23 protein-coding genes are annotated in these 23,755 nt (G+C 62.4%); 13 read left to right on the top strand and 10 right to left on the bottom strand.

Features of this window, described 5'->3' with window-relative positions:
* Positions 1–2: 2 nt before the first annotated feature.
* On the bottom strand, positions 3–776 hold the full coding sequence (locus tag I6E51_RS04210; protein WP_197109525.1) for a glucosamine-6-phosphate deaminase: 774 nt from the start codon (positions 774–776) through the stop codon (positions 3–5).
* Between the two features lie 273 nt (positions 777–1,049).
* Here I6E51_RS04210 and I6E51_RS04205 point away from each other — a divergent pair, with 273 nt between their 5' ends.
* From I6E51_RS04205 to I6E51_RS04165, 9 genes are all read left to right on the top strand, one after another.
* Entirely contained in the window at positions 1,050–3,962 is a 2,913-nt protein-coding gene (locus I6E51_RS04205) for a Na+/H+ antiporter subunit A (RefSeq protein WP_197109524.1), read from the top strand.
* Complete coding sequence (locus tag I6E51_RS04200) at positions 3,959–4,483, top strand: Na(+)/H(+) antiporter subunit C (RefSeq protein ID WP_197106362.1); 525 nt, start codon at positions 3,959–3,961, stop codon at positions 4,481–4,483. The genes I6E51_RS04205 and I6E51_RS04200 overlap by 4 nt, the downstream gene beginning before the upstream one ends.
* On the top strand, positions 4,480–6,036 hold the full coding sequence (locus tag I6E51_RS04195; RefSeq protein WP_197106363.1) for a Na+/H+ antiporter subunit D: 1,557 nt from the start codon (positions 4,480–4,482) through the stop codon (positions 6,034–6,036). The genes I6E51_RS04200 and I6E51_RS04195 overlap by 4 nt, the downstream gene beginning before the upstream one ends.
* Positions 6,033–6,668, top strand: coding sequence for a Na+/H+ antiporter subunit E (locus I6E51_RS04190; protein ID WP_197109523.1), 636 nt, complete (start codon positions 6,033–6,035; stop codon positions 6,666–6,668). The genes I6E51_RS04195 and I6E51_RS04190 overlap by 4 nt, the downstream gene beginning before the upstream one ends.
* Positions 6,665–6,931 carry a monovalent cation/H+ antiporter complex subunit F gene (locus I6E51_RS04185; RefSeq protein ID WP_197106365.1) on the top strand — a complete coding sequence of 89 codons (267 nt, stop codon included), beginning with the start codon at positions 6,665–6,667 and terminating at the stop codon, positions 6,929–6,931. Before I6E51_RS04190 ends, I6E51_RS04185 begins: the two co-directional genes overlap by 4 nt.
* A complete protein-coding gene (gene mnhG / locus I6E51_RS04180; RefSeq protein ID WP_197106366.1) occupies positions 6,928–7,401 on the top strand; it encodes a monovalent cation/H(+) antiporter subunit G in 474 nt (157 codons plus the stop codon). The genes I6E51_RS04185 and mnhG overlap by 4 nt, the downstream gene beginning before the upstream one ends.
* Positions 7,402–7,493: 92 nt before the next feature.
* Positions 7,494–7,943, top strand: a complete 450-nt coding sequence (locus tag I6E51_RS04175) for an FMN-binding protein (protein WP_197106367.1) — start codon at positions 7,494–7,496, stop codon at positions 7,941–7,943.
* Positions 7,927–8,787 (top strand): FAD:protein FMN transferase, encoded by an 861-nt coding sequence (locus tag I6E51_RS04170; protein WP_197109522.1) that lies wholly within the window; start codon positions 7,927–7,929, stop codon positions 8,785–8,787. The genes I6E51_RS04175 and I6E51_RS04170 overlap by 17 nt, the downstream gene beginning before the upstream one ends.
* Complete coding sequence (locus tag I6E51_RS04165; RefSeq protein WP_197109521.1) at positions 8,784–10,292, top strand: FAD-dependent oxidoreductase; 1,509 nt, start codon at positions 8,784–8,786, stop codon at positions 10,290–10,292. Before I6E51_RS04170 ends, I6E51_RS04165 begins: the two co-directional genes overlap by 4 nt.
* Here the strand turns inward: I6E51_RS04165 and I6E51_RS04160 are convergent.
* A complete protein-coding gene (locus tag I6E51_RS04160) occupies positions 10,289–12,142 on the bottom strand; it encodes a heavy metal translocating P-type ATPase (RefSeq protein ID WP_197109520.1) in 1,854 nt (617 codons plus the stop codon). The genes I6E51_RS04165 and I6E51_RS04160 overlap by 4 nt on opposite strands.
* Before the next feature lie 103 nt (positions 12,143–12,245).
* Here I6E51_RS04160 and I6E51_RS04155 point away from each other — a divergent pair, with 103 nt between their 5' ends.
* Both I6E51_RS04155 and I6E51_RS04150 read left to right on the top strand, forming a co-directional pair.
* Positions 12,246–13,025: a potassium channel family protein gene (locus tag I6E51_RS04155; RefSeq protein ID WP_197106371.1), complete on the top strand. Its 780-nt coding sequence runs from the start codon at positions 12,246–12,248 to the stop codon at positions 13,023–13,025.
* Positions 13,026–13,062: 37 nt separating this feature from the next.
* On the top strand, positions 13,063–13,575 hold the full coding sequence (locus tag I6E51_RS04150) for a DUF805 domain-containing protein (RefSeq protein WP_197109519.1): 513 nt from the start codon (positions 13,063–13,065) through the stop codon (positions 13,573–13,575).
* On the opposite strand, the gene I6E51_RS04145 is transcribed toward I6E51_RS04150, so the two are convergent.
* The 6 genes from I6E51_RS04145 to I6E51_RS04120 all read right to left on the bottom strand — a co-directional run bounded on the left by I6E51_RS04145 (position 13,572) and on the right by I6E51_RS04120 (position 19,249).
* Complete coding sequence (locus I6E51_RS04145) at positions 13,572–14,450, bottom strand: Rieske 2Fe-2S domain-containing protein (RefSeq protein WP_197109518.1); 879 nt, start codon at positions 14,448–14,450, stop codon at positions 13,572–13,574. The two genes, I6E51_RS04150 and I6E51_RS04145, sit on opposite strands and share 4 nt — an antisense overlap.
* A 37-nt stretch (positions 14,451–14,487) precedes the next feature.
* A complete protein-coding gene (locus I6E51_RS04140) occupies positions 14,488–14,982 on the bottom strand; it encodes a pyridoxamine 5'-phosphate oxidase family protein (protein WP_197106374.1) in 495 nt (164 codons plus the stop codon).
* A gap of 150 nt (positions 14,983–15,132) precedes the next feature.
* On the bottom strand, positions 15,133–15,591 hold the full coding sequence (locus I6E51_RS04135) for a hypothetical protein (protein ID WP_197109517.1): 459 nt from the start codon (positions 15,589–15,591) through the stop codon (positions 15,133–15,135).
* Complete coding sequence (locus I6E51_RS04130) at positions 15,588–16,880, bottom strand: serine/threonine-protein kinase (protein ID WP_197109516.1); 1,293 nt, start codon at positions 16,878–16,880, stop codon at positions 15,588–15,590. Before I6E51_RS04130 ends, I6E51_RS04135 begins: the two co-directional genes overlap by 4 nt.
* 92 nt (positions 16,881–16,972) lie before the next feature.
* Entirely contained in the window at positions 16,973–17,827 is an 855-nt protein-coding gene (locus I6E51_RS04125; RefSeq protein WP_197110144.1) for an NAD-dependent epimerase/dehydratase family protein, read from the bottom strand.
* A gap of 207 nt (positions 17,828–18,034) precedes the next feature.
* Positions 18,035–19,249: an NADP-dependent isocitrate dehydrogenase gene (locus tag I6E51_RS04120; RefSeq protein WP_197106378.1), complete on the bottom strand. Its 1,215-nt coding sequence runs from the start codon at positions 19,247–19,249 to the stop codon at positions 18,035–18,037.
* A gap of 105 nt (positions 19,250–19,354) precedes the next feature.
* Between I6E51_RS04120 and I6E51_RS04115 the strand changes: the two genes are divergently transcribed.
* Both I6E51_RS04115 and I6E51_RS04110 read left to right on the top strand, forming a co-directional pair.
* Positions 19,355–19,807 carry a GNAT family N-acetyltransferase gene (locus I6E51_RS04115; protein WP_197109515.1) on the top strand — a complete coding sequence of 151 codons (453 nt, stop codon included), beginning with the start codon at positions 19,355–19,357 and terminating at the stop codon, positions 19,805–19,807.
* Between the two features lie 2 nt (positions 19,808–19,809).
* Positions 19,810–20,121 (top strand): MGMT family protein, encoded by a 312-nt coding sequence (locus I6E51_RS04110; protein ID WP_197106380.1) that lies wholly within the window; start codon positions 19,810–19,812, stop codon positions 20,119–20,121.
* On the opposite strand, the gene I6E51_RS04105 is transcribed toward I6E51_RS04110, so the two are convergent.
* Together I6E51_RS04105 and I6E51_RS04100 are read right to left on the bottom strand one after the other, a co-directional pair.
* Complete coding sequence (locus I6E51_RS04105; RefSeq protein WP_197106381.1) at positions 20,118–21,923, bottom strand: ABC transporter ATP-binding protein; 1,806 nt, start codon at positions 21,921–21,923, stop codon at positions 20,118–20,120. The genes I6E51_RS04110 and I6E51_RS04105 overlap by 4 nt on opposite strands.
* Entirely contained in the window at positions 21,920–23,719 is a 1,800-nt protein-coding gene (locus I6E51_RS04100; protein ID WP_197106382.1) for an ABC transporter ATP-binding protein, read from the bottom strand. The genes I6E51_RS04105 and I6E51_RS04100 overlap by 4 nt, the downstream gene beginning before the upstream one ends.
* Positions 23,720–23,755: the final 36 nt, after the last annotated feature.

The raw sequence follows: 23,755 nt of genomic DNA, 5'->3' as shown, positions 1-23,755 counted from the left end.
ACTTAGCGCAACCGTTCCCAGTCGAGACGGTTCTCCCAGGAGTAGCGGTAGTAGTCAGCAAACTTCAGCTCGGATGCCGCAGCCTCATCCACAATCACCGTGACAGTTGAATGCAACTGAATTGCCGATCCCGGAAGGCTCGCCGTCACCGGCCCCTCGACCGCTCCCGCGAGCGCCGCCGCCTTCTTCACGCCGAAGGCGAGCAGCACCAAATGCCCCGCGCGTTGAATAGTGCCGAGCCCCTGCGTGATGCAGTGCTTGGGCACATCATCGGGCGAATCGAAAAAGCGCGCATTGTCGAGTCGGGTCTGCTGGGTCAGCGTCTTCACTCGCGTGAGGGAGGCGAACGACGATCCAGGCTCGTTGAAGCCAATGTGCCCCGTCGAACCGATTCCCAGAATCTGCAGGTCAACACCACCGGCCGCCACAATCGCGCGCTCATAGTCATCACCCGCCGTTTCGATGGGCCCGCTCTCCGCCGGCACCTGCACGAGCTCGGGCGTCAACCCCAGCGGTTCAACAACTTCGCGCGTGATCACCGAGCGGTAGCTTTCGGGATGCCCCGCAGGCAATCCGACATATTCATCGAGAGCGAAACCCCGCACAGCAGAAAGGTCGAGGGCTCGAGCCGCGAGCGCAGCCCACGTTGTTAATGGGGTCGACCCGGTTGCTAGGCCTAGGACGGCATCCGGAGCCTGACGCACGAGTGCCTCGATGAGGTCGGCAGCGACTTCGCCCGCCGCCTCCTTCGAGTCGACAATCACTATTTCTGCCATGTCATCGACCTTAGAGCTACCCAGTGTGATCGAGGGAGGATTGCCGAAGTGGTCTCTGCGAATCCCTGCAGCACCCCCATCGACGCCTTCACCACCCGTCCAGATATTCGTCCGGTAGAATGTTCGTGACGAAGACACCGACCATCTCGCCACTCTGCCGCAACACCACTCGCCCTGGTTGCGCTGCAGCACTCGACTACCAGATCGAGCACCCTAAGGGAGAACTGCACTGAATCCGCAAGGTTCCAGCCCCAGCTCACAGCGGAGAGCCCTGTGATAGCGCTGCTCGGTGCGTTCGCGCTCGTTTCCCTCGTGATCCCTGCGCTCACCCGCCGCATTGGCGTTCGTGTTTTCTTCGTTACGGCCATCATTCCCGCAGCGGCATTTATCTATACCCTGCTGCAGACTCCCGCCGTTCTCGCGGATACTCCGCCAACGGAGACCGTTCCATGGATCTCCCAGCTGAACCTCGATCTGAGTTTTCGGGTAGACACCCTCTCGTGGCTGCTTGCCCTCGTCGTTACCGGCGTCGGCACACTCGTGATGCTCTATTGCATCAAGTACTTCGCTGCCACCGAAGAAGGTCTTGGTCGCTTCGCTGCGGTCTTCCTCGCGTTCACGGGCACGATGTACGGCCTCGTGATCGCCGACAACGTCTACTTGCTCTTCATCCTGTGGGAAGCCACGACGGTGTTCTCGTTCCTCCTTATCGGCCACAACACCGGTCGACTCGCGAGCCGCATTGCTGCAATGCAGGCCCTCATCGTCACGACCGCCGGTGGGCTCGTGATGTTGGTTGGGCTCGTCATGCTGGCCGAACGCACCGGCACTGCCAGCTTGGCGCGGCTCATCGACCTCGCTCCCGAGGGCACCACTGTCACCATCGCGATCATGCTGATTCTCGTGGGCGCGCTCAGCAAGTCGGCCATCGTTCCGTTCCAGTTTTGGCTGCCCTCGGCGATGGCCGCCCCGACCCCGGTCAGCGCCTATCTGCATGCTGCCGCCATGGTGCAGGCTGGTATCTACCTCATCGCTCGCCTGGCACCCGGGTTCGCTGAAACCCCCGGCTGGCAGCCGCTGCTCCTCGGGTTGGGCGTCTTCACGATGCTGGTGGGCGGATGGCGCGCGCTCACCCAGGTCGACCTCAAACTTTTGCTTGCCTATGGCACCGTCAGTCAGCTCGGGTTCTTGCTGACGATCGTGAGTTTTGGCACTCGCACCGCGGCTCTCGCTGGAGTCGCGCTGCTGCTTGCCCACGCTCTCTTCAAGGCGGCGCTGTTCATGGTCGTCGGGCTCATTGACCACCGCGTCGGAACGCGCGACCTCACCAAGTTGAGCGGGCTCGGCCGCGAAGCGCCCTTCCTCGCCACGGTCGCGATCATCGCCGCAGCATCGATGGCCGGTATCCCCTTCACCGCCGGGTTCGTCGCCAAAGAAGCAGTTCTCGCCAGCTTCCTCGAAAGCGCGAGCACGGGATCGGCACTCGGCTGGATCGCAGTCATCGGAGTCGCCGTGGGGTCCACCCTCACTGTGGCCTACAGCGCACGTTTCCTCTGGGGCGCCTTCGCCCGCAAAGAGGGCGTCGAGACAGTGCGGCCGCTGCATGAGAATGTCTGGTTCCTGTCGTCGCCGGCCATTCTTGCGCTCACTGGACTCGTGCTCGCACCGCTCTTCGGCACCATCGGAACCGTGCTCGAAGGCTATTCGCAGCTGTTCCCCTCGGAGGGCTACGAGTATTCCCTCAAGCTCTGGCACGGCTTCGATGCGGCCTTCTTTATCTCTGCCGCCACCCTCATTGGCGGTCTCGCACTCTTCTGGGCACGCGCCCAGGTCTTCAGGCTTCAGTCCCGAGTGCCCTCGCTAGTCGACTCGAACAAGCTGTACCGCTCCGGCCTGCGCACGCTCGACCGCATTGCCCTGCGAGTGACAGCAACCACTCAACGAGGTTCGCTGCCGTTCTACCTCACCGTCATCCTGCTCGTGATGGTCGGTTCGGTAGGCAGCACGCTGGCGCTGAATCGCACGTGGCCCGACTCCATCCGACTCTTTGACAGCCCGGGGCAACTCGCTATCGGTACGGTCATGATCGTTGCCGCCCTCGCCCTGCTCGGCGCCCAGAAGCGGTTCCAAGCTGCTGTGCTCGTGGGAGTCGTGGGATACGGCATGGCCGCGTTGTTCGCATTCCACGGTGCTCCCGATATCGCTCTCACTCAGGTGCTGGTCGAGACCGTCACTCTGATTGCCTTCGTATTAGTGCTCCGGCGACTTCCTGCTCGCTTGGGCAAAGCGCACGGCAGTTCGCGACGCGTTTTGCGTGCTGCCGTTGGCCTCTCCGTCGGCCTCCTCATGGGCATCGTCGCCATCGTCGCGCTCGGCGCCCGAAGTGCAGATCCCATCTCCGCGTCGCTGCCTGAACTCGCGTACGACATCGGTCACGGCCGCAACGTCGTCAACGTGGTGCTCGTCGACATCCGCGGTTGGGACACCCTCGGAGAACTCTCGGTGATCGTGGCTGCGGCCACCGGCGTCGCCAGTCTGGTGTTCTTGCGCAGCCGCACCGACAACCTGCCCCGCGTCTCCGAAACCCGCGCCCGTGGAACGATCCGCGCTCGTCTCAAGCCGTCGCGTGAGGTCGTTTCCTCCGAGTATCTGCCCGGCGTTCAAGACCCGTCGACGCGCAACGCGTGGCTACTCGCGGGCCGCAAGTTGGCTCCCGAGAACCGGTCGATTCTCCTCGAAGTTGTTATTCGCCTGCTCTTCCACCCCCTGATCGTGCTGTCGATCTACCTCTTGTTTGCTGGCCACAATTTGCCGGGAGGCGGGTTCGCCGCCGGTCTCGTGGCGGGACTCGCACTGGCAGGCCGCTACCTCGCCGGTGGACGCTACGAACTCGGCGCAGCGGCACCCTTTGACGCCGGGCGCATCCTTGGGGTCGGGCTCGTGCTCGCGGCGGGAACCGCAACCGTGCCACTGCTCTTGGGGGCGGATGCTCTTACCTCCACCTTCTTCGAAACGACGATTCCCGTGCTCGGCCATGTGGAGTTCTCTACCTCCACCCTCTTCGATATCGGGGTCTACCTCGTCGTCATTGGAATGGTGCTGGATGTTCTCCGCAGCCTCGGAGCTGAGATCGACCGTCAGCGCGAAGAATCCTCTGAATCTCTCGAGAGCGGAAGCACCATATGAACGCCTCTCTCACCCTCGTCGTCATCATGGTCGTGCTCTACTCGGTAGGGGTATACCTGCTTCTCGAGCGCAGCATGACGCGCGTTTTGTTGGGGTTCTTGCTCGTGGGCAATGCCACCAACCTGCTGATCCTCATCGTCTCGGGGCCCTCCGGAGCTGCAGCGTTCTTTGGCGAAGAGGATGCCACCGCCGATCCGCTGCCGCAGGCGTTCATCCTGACCGCCATCGTGATCACCTTCGGCGTCTCAGCATTCCTGCTCGCCCTTATCTACCGGTCGTGGCGACTAGCCAACGCTGATGTGGTCTACGACGATTCAGAAGACCTCGCGATGGGCAGCAGGAAAACCTCGGTGACCACCGATCGTGCCGTTGACGGTGACGACACCGAGTTCGGTACTCGCGCCGCAGCGGCCATCTCCACCGCCCTCGACCTCAAGAAGCAAGAGGAACGCGAGGAGCAAGAGAGCCTGGCGGCCGAACGCAGACAGCGAGAAATTGACGAGAAGGAGGAAGACGCATGAGCGCACTAACCACTCTTGTCGTTCTCCTGCCATTGCTCGGCGCGGCAGCAGCTCTCACCCAAGCCAACCGTCCCCGCGTTCAAACGCTCATTGCCGTGAGCGTGCTCAGCGCCGTTCTCCTGATCGGTGCCGCCTTGCTGGTGGCCGTCAACACCAATGGCGCAATTGCCGTTGAAGTCGGAGGGTGGCCTGCCCCCTACGGCATCGTGCTCGTGGTCGACCGACTCTCGGCCCTCATGATCGTCGTCTCCGCCGCTGTGCTTCTGGCCGTTCTCGTGTTCTCGGTGGGCCAAGGCCTCGCCGATGGCGACCGCGAAACTCCCGTCTCGATCTACTATCCGACCTACCTCATCTTGGCGACCGGAGTCTTCAACGCCTTCGTCGCGGGTGACCTCTTCAACCTGTATGTCAGTTTCGAGATCCTTCTCGTCGCGAGCTACGTGCTGATCACCGTGGGGGGCACCAAGCCCCGCATCCGTGCCGGCACCGTGTACATCGTCGTGAGCCTGGTCTCCTCCGCCATCTTCCTCGCGGCCATCGCCATGATTTACGGTGCGACCGGCACTGTCAACATCGCGCAGCTCACCGTGCGACTCGCGGAGTTGCCCGACGACATCCAGTTGATCCTCCACGTCATGTTGCTGATTGGGTTCGGCATCAAGGCCGCAGTCTTCCCGCTGTCGTTCTGGCTGCCCGACTCCTACCCGATGGCGCCCGCGCCGGTAACGGCTGTCTTCGCCGGCCTGCTCACCAAAGTCGGCGTCTACGCGATCATCCGCACCGAAATGATCATCTTCCCGGATGGCCAACTCAATACGGTGCTGCTCGTTGTGGCGGCGCTCACGATGGTGATCGGAATTCTGGGAGCCGTTGCGCAGTCCGACATCAAGCGACTGTTGTCCTTTACGCTCATCAGCCACATCGGCTACATGCTGTTCGGTATCGGCATCGACACGGCGGCCGGCCTCGCCGCGGCCACGTTCTACATCGTTCACCACATCACCGTTCAGACCACCCTCTTCTTGGCCACCGGGTTGGTGGAACGTCAAGGTGGCACGACCGGCATCAACAAACTGGGCGGGATGCTCAAGACCAGTCCCATGATTGCGGTGCTGTTCTTCATCCCCCTGTTGAACCTGGGCGGTATCCCTCCCTTCTCCGGATTCCTCGGCAAGCTGGCGCTGTTCGAGGCCGGGGCCAACAACGGTTCCGTGCTGGCGTGGGTACTGATCGGCTGCGGCGCGGCCGTGTCGCTGCTCACTCTCTATGCCCTCGCTCGCGCGTGGAGCATGATCTTCTGGCGCGACGCTGAAGAGGTTGCCGACTACGAAAATCCGTTGGCGATGCGGGCAGAAACCGGAAGCTCCCCCACCGTCGAATCAGTGCGCACAACACCTCGAATCATGGTCGGCGCCACCGTCGCGATGGTGGCGGTGAGCATCGCGCTCACCGTCTTCGCGACCCCGCTCTTCGACCTGAGCGCTAACGCCGGTGAGAACATCAATGGCCCGGCCTACTACGTCAACACAGTGTTTCCGGGAGGCCTTGAATGAGTCCTCATGACAACCAGCCCGCCTCTGTATCGGCGTCAACGGCTCCGACAGCCTCCGAATCAGCGAGTGCACGCAAGGTCTCGCGCACCGAAGTTCGCGGCCGGGTCTGGCAGCAGTTGCCGCTGCTGCTCGGGCTCGTGGTGCTCTGGGGCGTGCTCTGGGGCCAATTCTCGTGGCTCAACATCCTGACCGGATTCCTCGTGGCGATCGCCGTTACCCGAGTGCTGTATTTGCCCCCCGCCGATATTTCGGGGCGGCTGAACCTCTGGTACTCGCTCGTCTTTATCGCCCACTTCATCGCCGACGTCACCGTAGCGTCGTTTACGGTGGCGTTCCAGGCTCTGAACCCGCGACCGATTCCCACGTCCTCGGTCATTGCAGTTCAGCTGTGTACTCGTTCCGACTTCGTCATGACGCTCGACGCGATTGCGATGTCGCTAGTTCCGGGATCCATCGTCGTTGAAGCCGATCGGGAACGCGCCATCCTGTATTTCCACTCCTTCGATACGACAACGGCCGCCGACGTCGAGGCGATGCGCACCAAAGTTCTCGTTGTCGAAGCGCGCATCGTCCGCGCCATCGGATCGAAAGATGATCTTGCTCGGATTCACGAAGCGGAGGCCACCCGATGAGCGAATGGGTATTTATTGCCGTCGGTGTGATGCTGCTCGTGGCCGGCCTACTGGCGCTCTACCGCATCATCCGCGGCCCCTCCATCCTTGACCGCATGATCGCCTCAGACATGCTGCTCACAACAATCATTTGCGCGCTAGGAGCGGAGATGGTCTACAACGGCCATACGCGAAGCCTGCCCGCAATGCTCGTGCTCGCGAGCACCGCATTCCTCGGTTCCGTCGTGGTGGCGCGCTATGTGTCGAGGAGAACCAACTCATGATTCTCGACTCAATCCTCGACATCCTTACCGGCCTATTTCTCTTGCTCGGCGGCTTCCTTTCCGTCGCCGCCGGCGTTGGCCTTCTCCGTTTTCCGGATGCCATTGCACGCCTGCACGCGACGACCAAGCCCCAAATTCTGGGCTTAGCGTTCGTGCTCCTGGCCATCGCCCTGCAAGAACGTCAGCTCTCCACGATTCTCCTGCTGATCTTCTTGCTCATCTTCCAAATGATCACCGCTCCGGTGTCGGCGCACATGATTGCTCGCGCCGGGTACCGGGGAGGAATCATCGCGCCCCAATCGCTCCTCGTCGATGAACTTGAGCAGGCCATCGATGCCGCTCCAGAATTCGACGATTCGGATGACGCAACGCCGAGCGACGACGATGGAGAGAGCAGTGCGCCGCCTACAAGCGTGCCGAATGCTCACAATCCGCTCGGTAGCGACGAGGGAACACAACTCGACGGCTGACGGCAACCAACCGTCGTGAGCGATGCCGAAGTTCCAGCTTCCCGTCAGGGTTGCTCGGGCATACTGAACACTCGCCTACCTCTGGGAGCCCCATGCGCAGCCTCACCGACAACAAGACCGCCGTTGCCCTCTTTGCCGGTGTCACCCTCGTGGGTGCACTCTCCGCCTGCTCAAGCACGGCAACCACTGCGGATGTCGGTTCGGCTGAAACGACTGTTCCCGATGCCACCGCGACCGGTGCCGAGTACACCGACGGCACCTACACAGAGTCGGGCGAATACACCTCCCCCGACGGCCAAGAAAACGTCGACGTGACGCTCACTCTCGAAAGTAACGTCATCACCGACGTCACCGTTGTCGGCAACGGAGACAACCCCAACTCGAAGCAGTTTCAAGGCGAGTTCATTGACGGAATCGCCGCCGAAGTTGTGGGCAAGAACATCGACGAACTTTCCGTCGACAAAGTAGCGGGCTCCTCCCTCACGAGCGGCGGTTTCAACAACGCCGTCGACGCCATCAAGGCGGATGCCCTCGCCCAGTAAACAGTTCGATGCCATTGGTGCGCCCTGGCAGATTGATACGGCACAGCCACTGGGTGCCGCCATTCTCGCGGCCATAGCGCAGCGCATCGAGCAATTCGATAGCACGTACTCGCGATTTCGTGACGACTCCCTCGTCAGTCGCATTGCACGAACCCCCGGCAGTTACCTTTTCCCGGCGGATGCTCCTGCCCTGTTCGAGCTCTACCGTCGTCTCTACGATGCCACCGCCGGCGCCATGAGTCCGCTCGTGGGCCGCGCTCTGGAAGAGCTCGGCTATGACCGCACCTACTCGTTGCAGCCCACCGCGGCCCGCACGCGCGTGCCCGACTGGCACGAAGCCATCAGCTGGAACGGCAGCACCCTCACCACCCTCACGCCCGCCATGCTCGACGTCGGCGCTGCCGGAAAGGGCTACCTCGTCGATCTCGTGGCGGAGGTGCTCGCCGAGCACGGCGTCACCGCGGCAACGGTGGACGCGAGCGGAGACATGCTGCACCGGGGCGCGGGTGAACTGCGGGTCGCGCTGGAGCATCCACTCGACACCAGCAAGGCCATCGGAATCGTGACCGTGAGCAATCAGGCGATGTGCGCCTCAGCCCCGAACCGACGCGCGTGGGCTGGGCTGCACCACATTCTGGATGCCCGCACGGGCCTCCCCACCGACCGCATCATCGCCACCTGGGCGATCGCCCCAACCGCACTCGAAGCCGACGGCCTCGCCACCGCGCTCTTTTTTGCCGATCCTGCGTCACTTGCCGAAGAGTTCGACTTTCATTGGGTGCGGATGCTGTCCACCGGTCGAGTGGAGCACTCGCCCGATTTCACGGGAGAATTGTTTTTATGAAGCGCTGGCTTGATCGCACCCTCGGTGCCGTGCCGATGTACACCCTCGTGCTCGGCTCCCTCGCCGTGATCGGTGTCGCGTCGATCGTGCTCGCCTTCGTCGGCCTCATCTCCCCCGACCCTTTCGCGCTACTTGCCAGCCTGCCCATCGCAGTCGTGTTCAGCGTCGCCGCCAGCTGGCTCGGCGCCCGCATCGTGCGGCAGCGCGCTCACCTCGAATCGTCGCTCATCACCGGGCTGCTCGTGTTCTTCATCATGGCACCGAGCCTGCAACTCGACGGGCTGCTGGCGATCGCGCTTGCCTCAACAGCGGCGGCGGCATCCAAGTTTCTGATCGCATTCCGCGGGCGCCATATTTTCAACCCTGCCGCGCTCGGCGCCTACGTCTTCTACTGGATTCCGATCGGCTTCCCCACCTGGTGGATTGGCACACCGTGGTTGCAGCCGCTGATCGTGATCGCCGCCTTCCTCATCCTGTATCGCACGCAACGACTCGATCTGGGGATCACCTTTGTGGTGCTCGCGGCCAGCATCCGCATCGCTCTCACGCTCGCCAATGGCGGTGACATTGCCGAAGCGATTGCCGTGACCTTCACGTCGTCGCAGTTGATCTTCTTCGTCGGCTTCATGCTCAGCGAACCCCTCACGTTGCCGCCACGACGGTGGCAACGCCTCAGCGTCGCCGCCCTCGTCGCGCTGCTCGTCGCCATCCCGTTCTCCATCGGCAGCCTCTACAGCGACCCGCTGCTGGCACTCCTCATCGGCAACCTGGTCGCTTTCGCCTTCACCCAGCGCCGCACCATCCGGATGACACTCACCGAAACAGAAGAGATAGCTCCCGGCACGTGGGAACTCACCTTTGCCCCGCACCGCACCCTCTCGTTCCGGGCGGGGCAATACATTGAGCTCACGTTGCCGCATCCCTCGCCCGACCTGCGGGGAGCGCGTCGATACTTCACGATCTCGTCAGCACCCTCGGCGGGGGCAACCCTGTCGATTACGTTTACGGCGCCTGAGAAATCGAGCAGCTTCAAAGCCGCGCTTCTGGCACTGCCCCGCGGCGCTGACGTGAACGCCACCGGCATCTGGGGCGACTTCGTACTTCCGCGAAAGACCACCGAGCCGCTCTTGCTCGTCGCCGGCGGCATCGGTGTCACGCCTTTCGCCAGCCATATCGCGCACTCTCACCTGCACGATGACGAACGCGACATCGTGCTGATCTACGCCACCTCAAGCACTGAGACACTGCCCTTCAGCGGACTCTTTGTCGAAGCCGGCGTGCGCGTCATTGTGTTCGGGCCGCAGCCGGTCGAGTCGCTTCCTGAGGGCTGGGTGCTCGGCAGCGAGGGACGGATGAACGGCGACGCCCTCTCCGCGCTCGTGCCTGATCTAGCTGACCGCCGCGCCTACCTCTCGGGCCCGCCCGCCCTGGTCAAAGACCTCAAGGCGACGCTGCGCGCTAACGGAGCCCGCCGCATCCACACCGACTACTTCTCGGGGTATTAGCGCAAGCGACGCTTGAGGCTCAGCGCCCGCAGCGCATTGAGGATTGTGACGAGGTCAACGACTTCTTGCAGCGCCGCACCGACCACAGCGGGCAGCGCTCCCGTCATCGCAAAAAGCATGAGCCCGATGCTGATGGCGATACCGATCCAAATGCTTTGCAACGCAATCTGCACCGTGCGCTGACTGACCTGCACCGCCGAGACCACGCGGTAGAGATCGTCGACGAGAATCACCACGTCAGCCGACTCGCTCGCCGCCGTCGAACCCTTGGCGCCCATCGCGATGCCAACATCAGCGGCTCCCAGTACGGGGGCATCGTTTACGCCGTCCCCCACCATCACGACCGGGTGCGGGCTAGTCGCGTGCACGAGACGCACCTTATCTTCAGGCAGGCATTCCGCATGAACTTCACTGATGTGAAGTTCGTCGGCGACCTTGCGCGCCGTCTGCTCCACATCCCCCGTGAGCATCAACGTTTTCTGGATGCCCAGCTCGCGCAGTCCTGTCAGGGTGCGGGCCGCTTCGGGCCGCACTGCATCGCGCAGCACGATTGCGCCGGCGTACTGATCATCGATGCCGACGTACACAGCAGCTTCACCGCTCGCAAGATCGATGCGAGTGAGTGCGGGAGCCTGCTCGGCGACGAACGCGGGCTTGCCGACGGTCACGAGCCTGCCGTCGATTCGAGCCTGCACTCCGTGGGTCGCCACTTCGCGGGCATCCGACACCTCAGGAAGGTCGAGAGACTCGTGCTTCGCTGCATCAACGAGGGATGCCGCTAGCACGTGAGACGAATACTGTTCTGCGGCAGCCACCAGGGCCAGCAGCTCGTCGCGGCTTAGCGCGCCCTGCGGACGAACGTCGACCACAACGGGACGACCGCTCGTGAGCGTGCCTGTTTTGTCGAACACGACAGTTTTCGCCCGAGCGAGCACCTCAAGAGTGCCGGCGTTCTTCACGACGACGCCATAGGTGGAGGCACTCGACATCCCGGCCATAAACGCCACCGGGGCCGCAATCAGCAGCGGACATGGCGTCGCCACCACGAGCACTTCGGCGAACCGCACGGGGTCACCCGAAATCCACCACGCGATTGCAGCCAAGCCGATAGAGATGAGCGTAAACGGCACCGCGTACCGATCGGCGAGGCGCACGATCGGTGCTTTGCTCTCGGCCGCTTCCGTGACGAGCTCGACAATCCTTTGGTATTGGCTGTCGGCGGCGCGAGCGCTCGCCTGCACTGTGACTGCCTCTGGCCCGTTCACTGAACCGCTCAACAACAGGTCTCCGGTGACTTTCTCAACCGGCATGCTTTCACCGGTGAGGGATGACTCGTCGATGGCGGTCGCTGCGGAGACAAGCACCGCATCCACCGGCACAATCTCAGACGGACGCACCACAAGACGATCCCCGACTGCCACTTCAGTGGCCGGCACGTCGACCAGGTCACCGGCGGCCGTCAGCCGATGGGCCGTTTGAGGCACACGGCTGAGCAACGCGTTCAGCTCACGCTTGGCGCGACCAGCCGCAAAATCTTCGAGTGCTTCACCACCGGTGAGCATCAGCACAATCACGATGCTCGCCCAGTACTCGCCGACGACCACCGTCGCGACGATCGCGGTGACCGCCAGCACATCAAGCCCGAACTGATGCTGCAGCAGCTTGCGCACCATCGACACGCCCTCGCGCACGGCAACCGCCAGCGCATAGAGCGACAACAACCACGGAACGACGGCGGATGCCGGAGTCCAGTTCAGCGCGAGCCCCACGACGCCGACCACGACCGTGAGAGCAACGAGCGGATAGCGACGCACAGCCGCGCGCAGCGTTACGGAAAGGAATGTAGCCATACCTTCGTTGTACTCTCGTTCGCGACATCCAGCCAGCCAGCACAGGCTCCCCTTAGCCGCTTCCTGCACCGCACGACGCTTGTGCCTCGCTAGGCTCGACACCATGACTCAACGGCGCTGGCAACAGATCATGGATATTCCGCTCACCGTTGCCGCCGTAATTTTCCTCATCGCGTATGCGTGGGAAGTGATCGCCAACCTCGACGGCACCGCCATGCTCGTCGCCGAAATCATCATCGCCGTCACCTGGGTGGTATTCGTGGCCGACTACCTCGTGAATCTGGTACTGGCTGACCGACGCTGGTTCTGGTTCAGAAAGCACCTCTTCGACCTGTTTGTTGTCGTGCTGCCGATGTTGCGCCCGCTGCGCCTCCTACGCTTGGTCACTCTGCTGAACGTGCTGCAACGACGGGCGGGAACCGCCGTGCGCGGCGGTGTGCTCACCTATGCGGTCGGATCATCTCTCCTGCTCGTGTTTGTCGCCGGGCTCGCCATTTTGGATACCGAGCGCAGCGTGACCGGCACCCAGATCAGCAATCTGGGCGACGGCATCTGGTGGGCGTTCGTCACCATCACCACGGTCGGCTACGGCGACATCTATCCCGCGACGACGCTCGGTCGGGTGATTGCCGCTGGCGTGATGGTGGCCGGAATCGCCCTGCTCGGTGTCGTGACCGCAACCCTCGCCTCCTGGATCGTGGAACGAGTGGCGGCTCAAGACGAGCTCTCGCATGTCGCTACCCGTCGCGAAGTCACGGATCTCACGAAGCAGGTGGCTGAGCTTAAGCACGTGCTCCTCGAGCATGCGACGCAAATGGCAGCAACCTCGGGAAACCCAGCCCCCACCTTGCCCGGCTCCTCCGAAAAAAAACCGTCGTCCTAGACTTACGAAACGAAATTCGCTCACCTAAGCTGTGGGCATGACCTTCACTGCCACGGCAGCACCCACGATGGAGCCGGCGAGCGCACCACTCCTCGGGGCGTCGATGCGAGTCGCGATGCGTCGGTTCTTCGATCATTCGTTCCGGATGCGCGGGCGCGCCAGTCGCAGCGAATACTGGTGGTGGATGCTCGTGAACATCGCCGTGGTCACCGCGTTGGAGGTCGTCGCGCCGCTTCTGATTGCCGGCCGCCCCATGGTGACTGAACTCACTGTGGGCCCGTTCGGCTCGCTGGTCTATCCGACTCTCAGCATCGCAAGCTGGAGCGGTGCCACCACGGCCACTTCTCCCGCGCTCGTGTTTCTCTCCTTCATCGCGGGAGGCTGGGTGTTGCTCACAGCAATTCCCGGCATCGCCATTGCCGTGCGGCGCCTCCACGACTCGAACCTCTCGGGAGGGTGGGCGTTTCTCGCACTCGTCCCGCTCGGCGCCCTCATCGTGCTCGTGCTCGCTCTGCGCGGATCGCGCCCCGACGGGTTGCGCTTCGACTAGAGCGGCAACCGAATCTCTACCGTGCCATCCACGATGCGGCTCTCAAAGCGTGGCTGCGGACTTGTCGCTGGCCCGTGGATGACTTCACCCGTGTCGAGCGAGAACGCACTCTGATGCCAGGGGCATTCCACACACGCCCCGCCCGGGGTGGAATCATCGCCGACGACGTACCCGTCATGGAGTTCGGCTCCGAGGTGGCTGCACGTGTTCGAGAGCACGGAGACGCGGTCTCCGCGACGGAAGACCACCACCTCGGTATCGGCGACAACGCGCTTCTCGAGTGAGCCATCCGCAAGCTCAGTGAGCGGCGCTAGCTGCTGCCACCCGCTGGGGAAGGTCGTCTCGACGTCGGGAGCATGACTGACGCCCGCTGCTTGGCGGTAGGTCAGGTGGCCACCGAGGTAGCCGCCGCCCGACGCGATGGCCAGCCCCGCGTAGCTCAGCACCTTGCCACTCGTGTGCTTTCCTCGCGAGCGCTGCACGAAGGATGCCGCGAAGAATCCTGTCGCCACAATGTTGACCGCGGCATGCACGATGCCGACGCGCTGCTGCTTCTCGTCGAGCTTCGACCAATCCGCGAAGCCGGCGACGGCTGTTCCGCTCGCTCCCAGCACACCAACTCCGACGAGTGCTCGCGACGCCTTCTCGGTTCCGGGCAGGGCATCCAGCACGCCCGCCGAGATCCACGCGCCCAGAGGAACGTGCACACCGAGCGGATGCACGGGGTGACCCAGCGGAACGCCATGCAGCAGGTCTCGCAACCACCGCGGGCGAAGAACTGCATCCACGACGCCCTGCGTCTTCTCAACAGCGGGATCGAGCGCGGCCGCTTCCTCTAGACGGTCAACGTTTCGCAATACTGGCAGTCGTTTCATCAGAGCCTCGTCCCTCTCAGCGCGTGTTGTTGGAGAACTAGATCGTGACCGATTCGGATGACCCGGTGTGAGGCTCATCCCCGGTTACCTTCGCAGCGACAACGCTAACGAGAGTCGCCACTTTGCCGGGGCTCTCCCAATACTGTGCCGAGTCGGCCTTCACGTGAATCAGCACCACCGAAGGATCTTCCGCACCGCCGTCGAACCACACGTCGGTGAAGGTGTCCCAGAGCGCTTCTTTCTTGACGCCATCCCGGACAATTTCGGCGGAGCCGGCCAGCGACAGCCACTCAGACGAACCCGCGTACGCGAGGTTGACGTGAGGATTCGCGAGCAGCTGCTGAACGGTGTCCGACTCGGCGGAAGCCAAGAACCAGCAGTCGCCATCGAACTCTGCCTCCTGCACGGTCATGGGGTGGCTGTGAAGCGCGCCATCCGCGGACACGCTCGTGAGCATCGCGATGCGTGTGCTCTTCATGATGGAGCGGATGGTGCCGAGCTGATCTGCTGTTGCGTGGGCATGAGATGACATGGTGTCTCCAATTCGTCGAAGGTTGCGCAGTTGTACTGGCCCTTCGACGCTAGGGAGCAATCCTCAATGCTGGCCGAGTACTAGCCGAGCGTTGGATGAGAGCAAGGAGCCGATGCCGGCGCACCAAAAATCGCGCACGACAGACTGCGCCTAATCCTTCTTGTTGCCCTTGTCGTCTTTCTCTTTATCGTCGTCCTTGCCGTTGCCGTTGCTGTTGCCGTTGCTGTTGCCGTTGCCGTTCGATGTTTCGTCTGATTCTTCGTCCACCGGATCGGTAACGGGCGAGGGGTCAGGCAACGCCGCCGTAAGGTCGGCGCGTACAAGGTCGAGAGACGCTTGGATTCGGGCACTTTGCTCAGCCCCGACGGCACCAGTCGCCGTGTTCTCGTTGAGCTGTTCTTGGAGAACATCGAGGGCTGCCAGGGCTGCCACGGGGTCACCCGCCGCGGCAGCATCAGTTACATCAGCAACCGATGACTGCAGCAGCGCCGCGGCGTCGGGATCGAAGTCCGGTGAGGTTGGCGCACAGGCGCTCAACGATAGGGCGAGCATGAGGGCAGCGCCGACGGCGACGATGCGGCGCGGGAGGGTTAGATTTCTGAGATTCATGGCTCCACGCTCTCTTGGAGCTGCTCGAGGTGCGTGCCAAGCTCGCCAGGAACCACCGGGTAGCTGGGCGACGTCGGTTCAGACGGAGTCGCCTGTTGGTTCTGAGTAGTTGTCCACGCGACCACACCCAGGGTGAGCACGAGAGCGGTAGCCAGCACAATCCCGAGGCGCTTGGCGCTGTGCCGACTTAGTCTGGGGTTTCGCTTCGGCGCTGGCGCTGGCGCTGGCACTGCGGATGATGCCGCTGCCGCTGATACCGTTGCAGATTCTGAGGCCTCCGGCGCAGGCCACGCTTCGGTTGCTTGTGTCTCCACGCGGGCGTACGCCTTCGTGGGTTCGAGACCCGTTGCCTCATTTGTCCCGTTCTCCGAGGGAACGAGCGAACGGGTGGGTTCACCTTCGGCGTCGTTCACATCCTCAGAGGAATAGGCGAGCGCCCGCAAAGCGACAGCGATATCCATCGGAAGCGGCCGCTGTTCAGCATCGAGTGCCGTCATAGTGACCAGCATCTCTCGCCACGCCGCGCTGAGACCGTCCGGCACCCGGGGTGGGGTGTTGAGGCGCGCACCGATCGTCTCGACGGCGCTCCCGGGAAACGCGCGCTGCCCCGTGAGCGCTTCAAGCAAAACGAGACCGAGCGAATAGACATCGGAAGGTCCCAATGCGTCACTGCCGCGTGCTTGCTCGGGGCTGAGGTAACTTGCACTGCCGATGACTGTTCCCGTCGAGGTCATCTTCGCACCATCGACAAGACGTGCAATCCCGAAATCTGCAAGCTTCGAATGAAATTTTCGGTCCGGAAGTTCCGAAGGCGCTAGCAAGATATTGGCTGGCTTGATGTCGCGATGCACGACGCCACGACCGTGCATGTAATGAAGCGCCTCGGCAATATCGGCTCCGAGGTGGGCCACCAATGGCGACGGCAAAGGAGCCGTCATCGCTTCACGCAGATTGGGACCGTCCACGAACTCCATGACGAGAAAGACGCGATCCGCAGTCTCAGCCGTCTCGGTGACCGCATCGAAGAGAGTGACCAATGCGTGATGGTTGAGCGCCGCGAGAGTCTCCACCTCGTTGCGCTGTCTCCGGATCTCATCCGGATTTGCCAGGCCAGGCAGCATCAGTTTGAGCGCGACTTCCCGGGGAAGCGACTCATCACGGGCCCGGTAGACGGAAGCCATGCCGCCGCGGCCGATCAGATCTGTGATGCGATACCGGCCGCCGATTACTGTGTCAATGAGCTCATCATCCGAGCGAGAGGATGACCGTGAGCGATTGGCTGTTGCCACGCGAACCCCCTTAGATCTGGTGAGGAGAGTTTAGATGAGTTCTGCGGGAACTGAGGTCGCTTTCCCGGTCCTCATCGAATGAGCAGGAGACGTTAGCGATGAAGGGTTCCCACTCCCCTGAGCACTGCCGCATACCCCTCGCGGTAGCTCGGGTACACGAACGAGAAGCCTGCGCCTTTCAGCCGGTCATTGCGGCAACGCTTGCCGCGGCCCCTGCCATCGTTGGCGCCGTCGTCTGCCTTCGGCGGCGGCACCGGTCGGTCGATACTGCGGGCGAGAAAGCCGATGACCTCGCGTTGATCGGCCGGCTCGTCGTCTACCCCGAGGTAGATACTGGCGGGCGATGTGGCCATTGTCGCGAGGTGCACGATAGCCGCTGCAGCATCATCCCGATGGATCAGATTGGTGAAGTAAGGGGTGAGCGCTAAGGTTTCGTTCCCCTCACGGATGCGGTCGATCTGACGGGTGCGGCCTGGCCCATAGATTCCCGCCAAGCGCAGAATTGTCGAGTTAGCGACGCTCTCGAGCAGCAGTACTTCGGCTTCTCGCAAGACAGTTGCGGTCGGCGAGGCGGGTGTGGCCGGCGTAGATTCATCGACCCATGAGCCATCGCTGACGCCATAGACCGCGGTGGACGAGACATAAATGACCCTCGGCGCAGCAGCGCAGTCTCGCTCAATAGCGGCGGCGATGTTCCGCACGCTTTCGACATAGGTAGCGAGATAGCCGTCGCGCGTGCGCTCATCGGGGCTGACGGCAATCACTACGACGCTGGTATCTGCAGGAAGCGTGGGCACGTGCGCAGACAAGTCCACGGATTGCCCAGCGATCTCGGGCGGCAGCTTCTCGACTGAACGCCGCAGGCCCAGCACAGGATGCCCCAGCGCCGCAAAGCGGAGCCCAGCCTCGATACCTAGGTCACCACATCCGGCTATGACGACGGTCACTGCTGCCTCCTCACGGCGCACCGCTTGGCACGCTGTCGCGTTCTGCATGAGTGGGCACCTCACAGCACCCGCCGCTCAAGAATAACGAGAGACAGCTGGGTGTTTTCCGGCGGGTGCGCAGACGCGGAAGGGCCCGAAAACCGAAGCTTTCGGGCCCTTCCTGAAACCTCGTGGTGTGAACCAGTCAGTTACCGCGCGAAACGCAGACTATGCGAGGCGTGCGGCGAGGTTCTTGTCGAGCGTGTCGAGGAACTCTTCGGTGGTTTCCCACTTCTGGTCCGGTCCGACGAGCAGTGCGAGGTCCTTGGTCATGTGACCACCCTCTACCGACTTGATGACAACGTCTTCCAGGGTCGAAGCGAACTCGATGAGCTCCTGGTTGTTGTCGAGCACACCACGGTGAGCCAGTCCACGGGTCCACGCGTAGATCGAAGCGATCGGGTTCGTGGAGGTGGGCTTGCCCTGCTGGTGCTGGCGGTAGTGACGCGTCACGGTGCCGTGAGCTGCCTCTGCTTCAACAACCTTTCCGTCTGGCGTGGCCAGAACGGAGGTCATGAGGCCGAGCGAGCCGAAGCCCTGAGCTACGGTGTCGGACTGTACGTCGCCGTCGTAGTTCTTGCAGGCCCAGACGTAGCCGCCCTCCCACTTCATGGCCGAAGCGACCATGTCGTCGATGAGGCGGTGCTCGTAGGTGAGGCCGGCAGCTTCGAACTTGTCCTTGAACTCGGTCTGGAAGATCTCCTCGAAGATGTCCTTGAAGCGACCGTCGTAGGCCTTGAGGATCGTGTTCTTCGTCGAGAGGTACACGGGGTAGTTGCGCGTGAGGCCGTAGTTGAGGCTGGCACGAGCGAAGTCAACGATCGAGTCATCGAGGTTGTACTGAACCTGAGCGATTCCATCGCCCGGGGAGTCGTAGACCTCAAACTTCATGGGCTCTGAACCATCTTCGGGAGCGAACTCGACGGTCAGCTTTCCCTTGCCCTTGAAGCGGAAGTCAGTGGCACGGTACTGGTCGCCGAAGGCGTGACGGCCGATGATGATCGGCTTGTTCCAGCCCGGTACGAGACGCGGGATGTTCGAGATGATGATGGGCTCGCGGAAGATAACGCCACCAAGGATGTTGCGGATGGTGCCGTTAGGGCTGCGCCACATCTTCTTGAGACCGAATTCTTCAACACGGGCTTCGTCGGGGGTAATGGTTGCGCACTTGACGCCAACACCGTGCTTTTGGATGGCGTGAGCCGCATCAATGGTGATCTGGTCGTCGGTTGCGTCGCGGCTTTCAATGCCGAGGTCGTAGTACTCGAGGTTGACGTCAACGTAGGGGTGGATCAGGGTTTCCTTGATCCGGTGCCAAATAATGCGCGTCATTTCGTCGCCGTCGAGTTCGACGACGGTGCCTTCTACCTTGATCTTGGACAAGCTTTGCTCCTTAGTTAGTGGCCACCTCCAGCTTACTCTTTTTCCTATGTATCTCGACATCGAGATACCTTGGCGCATCTGTCTACCGCGGGTTAGCCTGTATTCATGGGTGAGCTAAGACTTGAAGAATTATCGGCAAGCACCATCGTGGCTGCCAACAACCTGTCGCTGCGTCGCGGGCAGGAGCAGTTCGTTACGCCGCCCTCCTACGCGATCGCGGACGCCTTCATCGACCCGCTGACGTCGTGGCCGCGCGTTGTCCTCGAGGGCGACAAAGTTGTCGGATTCGTCCGGGGCAATTTCGACAACAATGCGTCGCAAGAAGAGTTCCGCAGCTGCATTTGGCGGGTCAGCGTCGCCGGAGACGAGCAGGGCCAGGGCATCGGCCGCTTCGCCGTCAAGGCTCTCAGCGAAGAAGCACGCAGCCGTGGCTTCGACCGCATCACCGCCATTTGGGAAGAGGGCGACGACGGCCCGGAGCAGTTCTTCCTCAAGGTCGGTTTTAAGGTCGTCGGCGAAACTCAGTACGGCGAGAAGCTCGGCGAATACACGCTCTAAGCGTGCCCGCTCCTAGCGACGACTTCGTGAGCCGCGTGCTCGAGGTTGTGGAGTCGATCCCGCCGGGGCACGTGATGACCTACGGCGAGGTAGCTGCCACGATCGGCTCGCGAGCCGCGCGGGCAGTCGGCACCGTGATGGCCCGCTACGGCTCAGACGTGGCGTGGTGGCGCGTCATCCGTTCTGGCGGGCATCCACCTCTCGCTCACGAAGACCGGGCACTCGTGCACTACGAGGCCGAATCAACGCCGCTGAAATGGATGCCCGACGGCAGCTATCGCGTCGACCTGCGGTCAGCGCGACACCGCCCCTAAACGAGCGAGTCTCGCCAGGCCGCGTGCAGTTGCGCGAACTTGCCGGAGCCCGAAATGAGTTCTTGCGGGGTGCCGTCTTCGATAACGCGACCGTGTTCCATCACTAGCACGCGGTCAGCGATTGCGACCGTCGATAGACGGTGCGCAATGATGATGGCGGTGCGGTCGGAGAGCAGCGTCTGAAGGCCAGCCTGAACAAGGCGTTCGCTCGGGATATCGAGCGACGCGGTTGCCTCATCCAGAATCAGCACAACAGGGTCGGCGATGAACGCGCGCGCGAACGACAACAGTTGTCGCTGCCCGGCACTCACTCGACCACCACGCTTGTTCACGTCGGTGTCGTACCCATTGGGCAGCGCCTCGATGAACTCGTGCGCGCCCACTGCTTTCGCTGCACCGATGATCTCCTCGCGGGTGGCATCAGGTTTGCCGAGAGCAATGTTGTCGGCAACGTTGCCCGAGAACAGATACGCCTCTTGTGTGACCATGACGATCGCACGGCGCAGATCCTTCGGATGCAACTTGCGCAGGTCCACCCCGTCGAGCGAGACGGTGCCCTGGCTGGGGTCATAGAAGCGCGAAATGAGCTTGGCGAGCGTCGACTTTCCGGCGCCCGTCGTTCCCACCATTGCTACCGTCTGACCGGCGGGCAGCTCAAGATCGAACTTCGGCAGGATCACTTTGTCGGCGTTGTAGGCAAATTCCACACCGTCGAACGTCACGGTTCCCTTGGCCTTGCGCAGGTCAATGGGAGTCGTGGGGTCAGCAACGGTCGGGCGCTCTTCAAGCACTCCCGAAATCTTCTCCAAAGCCGCGGCAGCGGACTGGTACGAGTTGTAGAACATCGCCATCTCTTGTGCGGGCGCAAAGAACTGGCGGGCATACAGCAGCGCACCAAGCAGGGCACCGATCGCAAGGTCGCCAGTCGAGACGCGCAAGCCGCCCACGAGCAGGATCATCGCGAGAGCAACGTTTCCGATGAGAACCAGACCCGGGTCAAAGATTCCGAACAATTGGATGACGCGAGCGTTGGCATCCCGATAGTTCTCGACCAGCCCGCCGAACTGTTCGCGGTTGCGCTCTTCTTTGCGGAAGGCCTTCACCGCACGGATGCCGGTCATGGTTTCCACGAAGTGCACGATGAGCTTGGCCGAAGTCGTGCGAGTCTCACGGAAGTGCAATTGCGAGCGCACCTGGAACCAGCGCGTGAGGAAGCCCAACGGAACGAGCGCGCAGAACAGAATGACGCCGCTCACCCAGTCGAGCGAGAACATCGCGATAGCAATGAATCCCATGTAGAGCGCACCCTGCACGAGCTGGTTGATGCCCGAGTCGAGTAGTTCGCGAATCGCATCGAGGTCACTTGTTTGGCGCGCGATGATGCGCCCCGAGGTGTAGCTCTCGTGGAATTCAAGGCTCAAGCGTTGCGTGTGCAAGAAGACGCGTTTGCGCAGGTCGAACAGGATTGCTTGGCTCACGCGCGCGCTCAGCACGGTGTACCAGGCAATCATCGATGCACCAACGATGCCCGTGAACAGGTAGGCGCTGACGACGAGCACGAGCGGCAACGTTTCGCCGTCGATGAGGGCGGGCAACGCGTTGTCGATGCCGTAGGCGATCAGCGCGGGGCCAGCTACTTGCGCGGCAGTGCTCACGACGACCACGGCCATCGTGAGAACCACACGAAGGCGCACGGGCGCGATCAGCGATCCGAGCAGGCGCAGCGAGCGCTGGCGAATCTGACGGCTCTCGTCCTTGGTGTAGTCGTTGCGTTCTTCGCCGGAGGTTCCCATCACGCTCATGAACTGACCTCCTGCTCTTCCTCTTCAAGACTGGATATGACGTAACGGTAATGACTGCTGGTGGCCAGCAGGTCGGAGTGCTTTCCGACCGCGGTAACCTTGCCATCTTCGAGAAGAGCAACGCGATCGGCGAGCATCACGGTCGATGGACGGTGAGCAACGATGAGCGCGGTCGTGGAGCTCAGCACCTTGCGCAGCGCGGCCTCGACGAGCGCTTCAGTATCGACGTCGAGCGCCGAGAGCGGGTCATCGAGCACGAGCACCGCGGGTTTCGCGGCAACGGCGCGGGCGAGCGCGAGGCGCTGCCGTTGCCCACCTGACAAGCTCAGGCCCTCTTCGCCGACGAGGGTGTCGAGGCCCTTGGGCAGGTCGTACACGAAGTCGGCTTGCGCGATGCTCAACGCTTCGCGCAGTTCTTCTTCGGTGGAATCGGGGCGCCCCATGAGCACGTTCTCGCGCACACTCGACGAGAACAGCGTGGCATCCTCGAACGCCATCGCAAGATGACGCCGTAGCTCAATCAGAGTGAGGTTGCGGATGTCGACGCCGTCGATGCTGATCGATCCTTCCGTCACGTCGTAGAGACGTGTCGTCAGGGCTGTGATCGTCGATTTGCCTGAGCCAGTCAGCCCCACGAGGGCCATGGTCTCCCCCGGCTCAATGCTCAAGTCGATACCGTTCACGAGATCGGGAACGTTCGCGGGTGAATCGGGGTAGCGGTAGTGCACGTTCGTGAATTGAAGGCGACCCTGGCTATCCGTGATGGTTTCGGGGTGTTCTGGATCGGTGATGGGGTTTGCGGAGTCCATGACTTCGAAGAAACGGTCGGCGGCGGTGCGCGCGTCGAACGTCATCGACAGCAAGAAGCCGATCGATTCCACGGGGAAGCGCAAGACGGTGGCCGTGGCGAAGAACGCGACCAGGTCACCCGCTGAGATGTTGCCCTCGACAACGAGCCACACACCGCCGAGAAGTCCGAGCGCGAACATGACGTCGGGCACGAGCAGCAGCCAGAGCCAGATGCCGGCAATTGCGCGGGCTTTCTCAATCTCGGTGCCACGCAAGCTTTCGGCCTGAGCCGAGAAGCCGACGAGCGCGTGCTTTCCTCGCCCGAATGCTTTCAGAACACGGATGCCGTGCACCGACTCTTCGACAGCAGTCGCGAGGTCACCGGTTTGGTCTTGGCTGCGGCGGGCCACGATCGAGTACTTCTTTTCGAAGACGTACCCGTAGATCCACAACGGGATCGACGTGACGATAAAGATCACACCGAGCACCCACGAGATGTTCACGAGGAACAGCAGCCCCACGATGATCGTGAGCACGTTGACCACGAGCAAGACGAGACCAAACGACAACCATCGGCGGATGAGGTTGAGGTCGCTGACGGCGCGCGACAGCAGCTGGCCACTCGGCCAGCGGTCGTGGAAGCTCACGGGTAGGTGCTGCAAGGTCATGTAGAGGGTGTTGCGCATGCGCGCTTCAACATGGGTTCCCGGCGTGAGCACGAAGTAGCGACGAAGCGCGATCATGATCGCCTCGACAATGCCGAGCCCGAGAACGATGAAGAAGGCGGGCCAAATCTGGCTTGAATCGCCCGACTGAAGCGGCCCATCCACGAGCGAGCGCAACACTTGCGGGATGAGCAGCGCAACGATACCGGCGGCGAGAGCTGCTGCCATGCCGAGGTAGATGAACGGCATGGCCGATTGTGCGTAGGGGTAAAGCCGGCGGATAGCCGTAAAAGTGCCGACCGCTTTGACGCGTTCTGGCTGGTCAGACTGTGGTGACACCATGGATCCTTGACGAGAGGGATCCCTGCGTTCAGGGAT

The sequence above is a fragment of the Salinibacterium sp. NSLL17 genome (assembly GCF_015864935.1).
Taxonomy (GTDB): Bacteria; Actinomycetota; Actinomycetes; order Actinomycetales; family Microbacteriaceae; genus Rhodoglobus.
The sequence above is the reverse complement of the archived record's forward strand: the minus strand, read 5'-3'. Positions and strand labels throughout refer to the sequence as shown.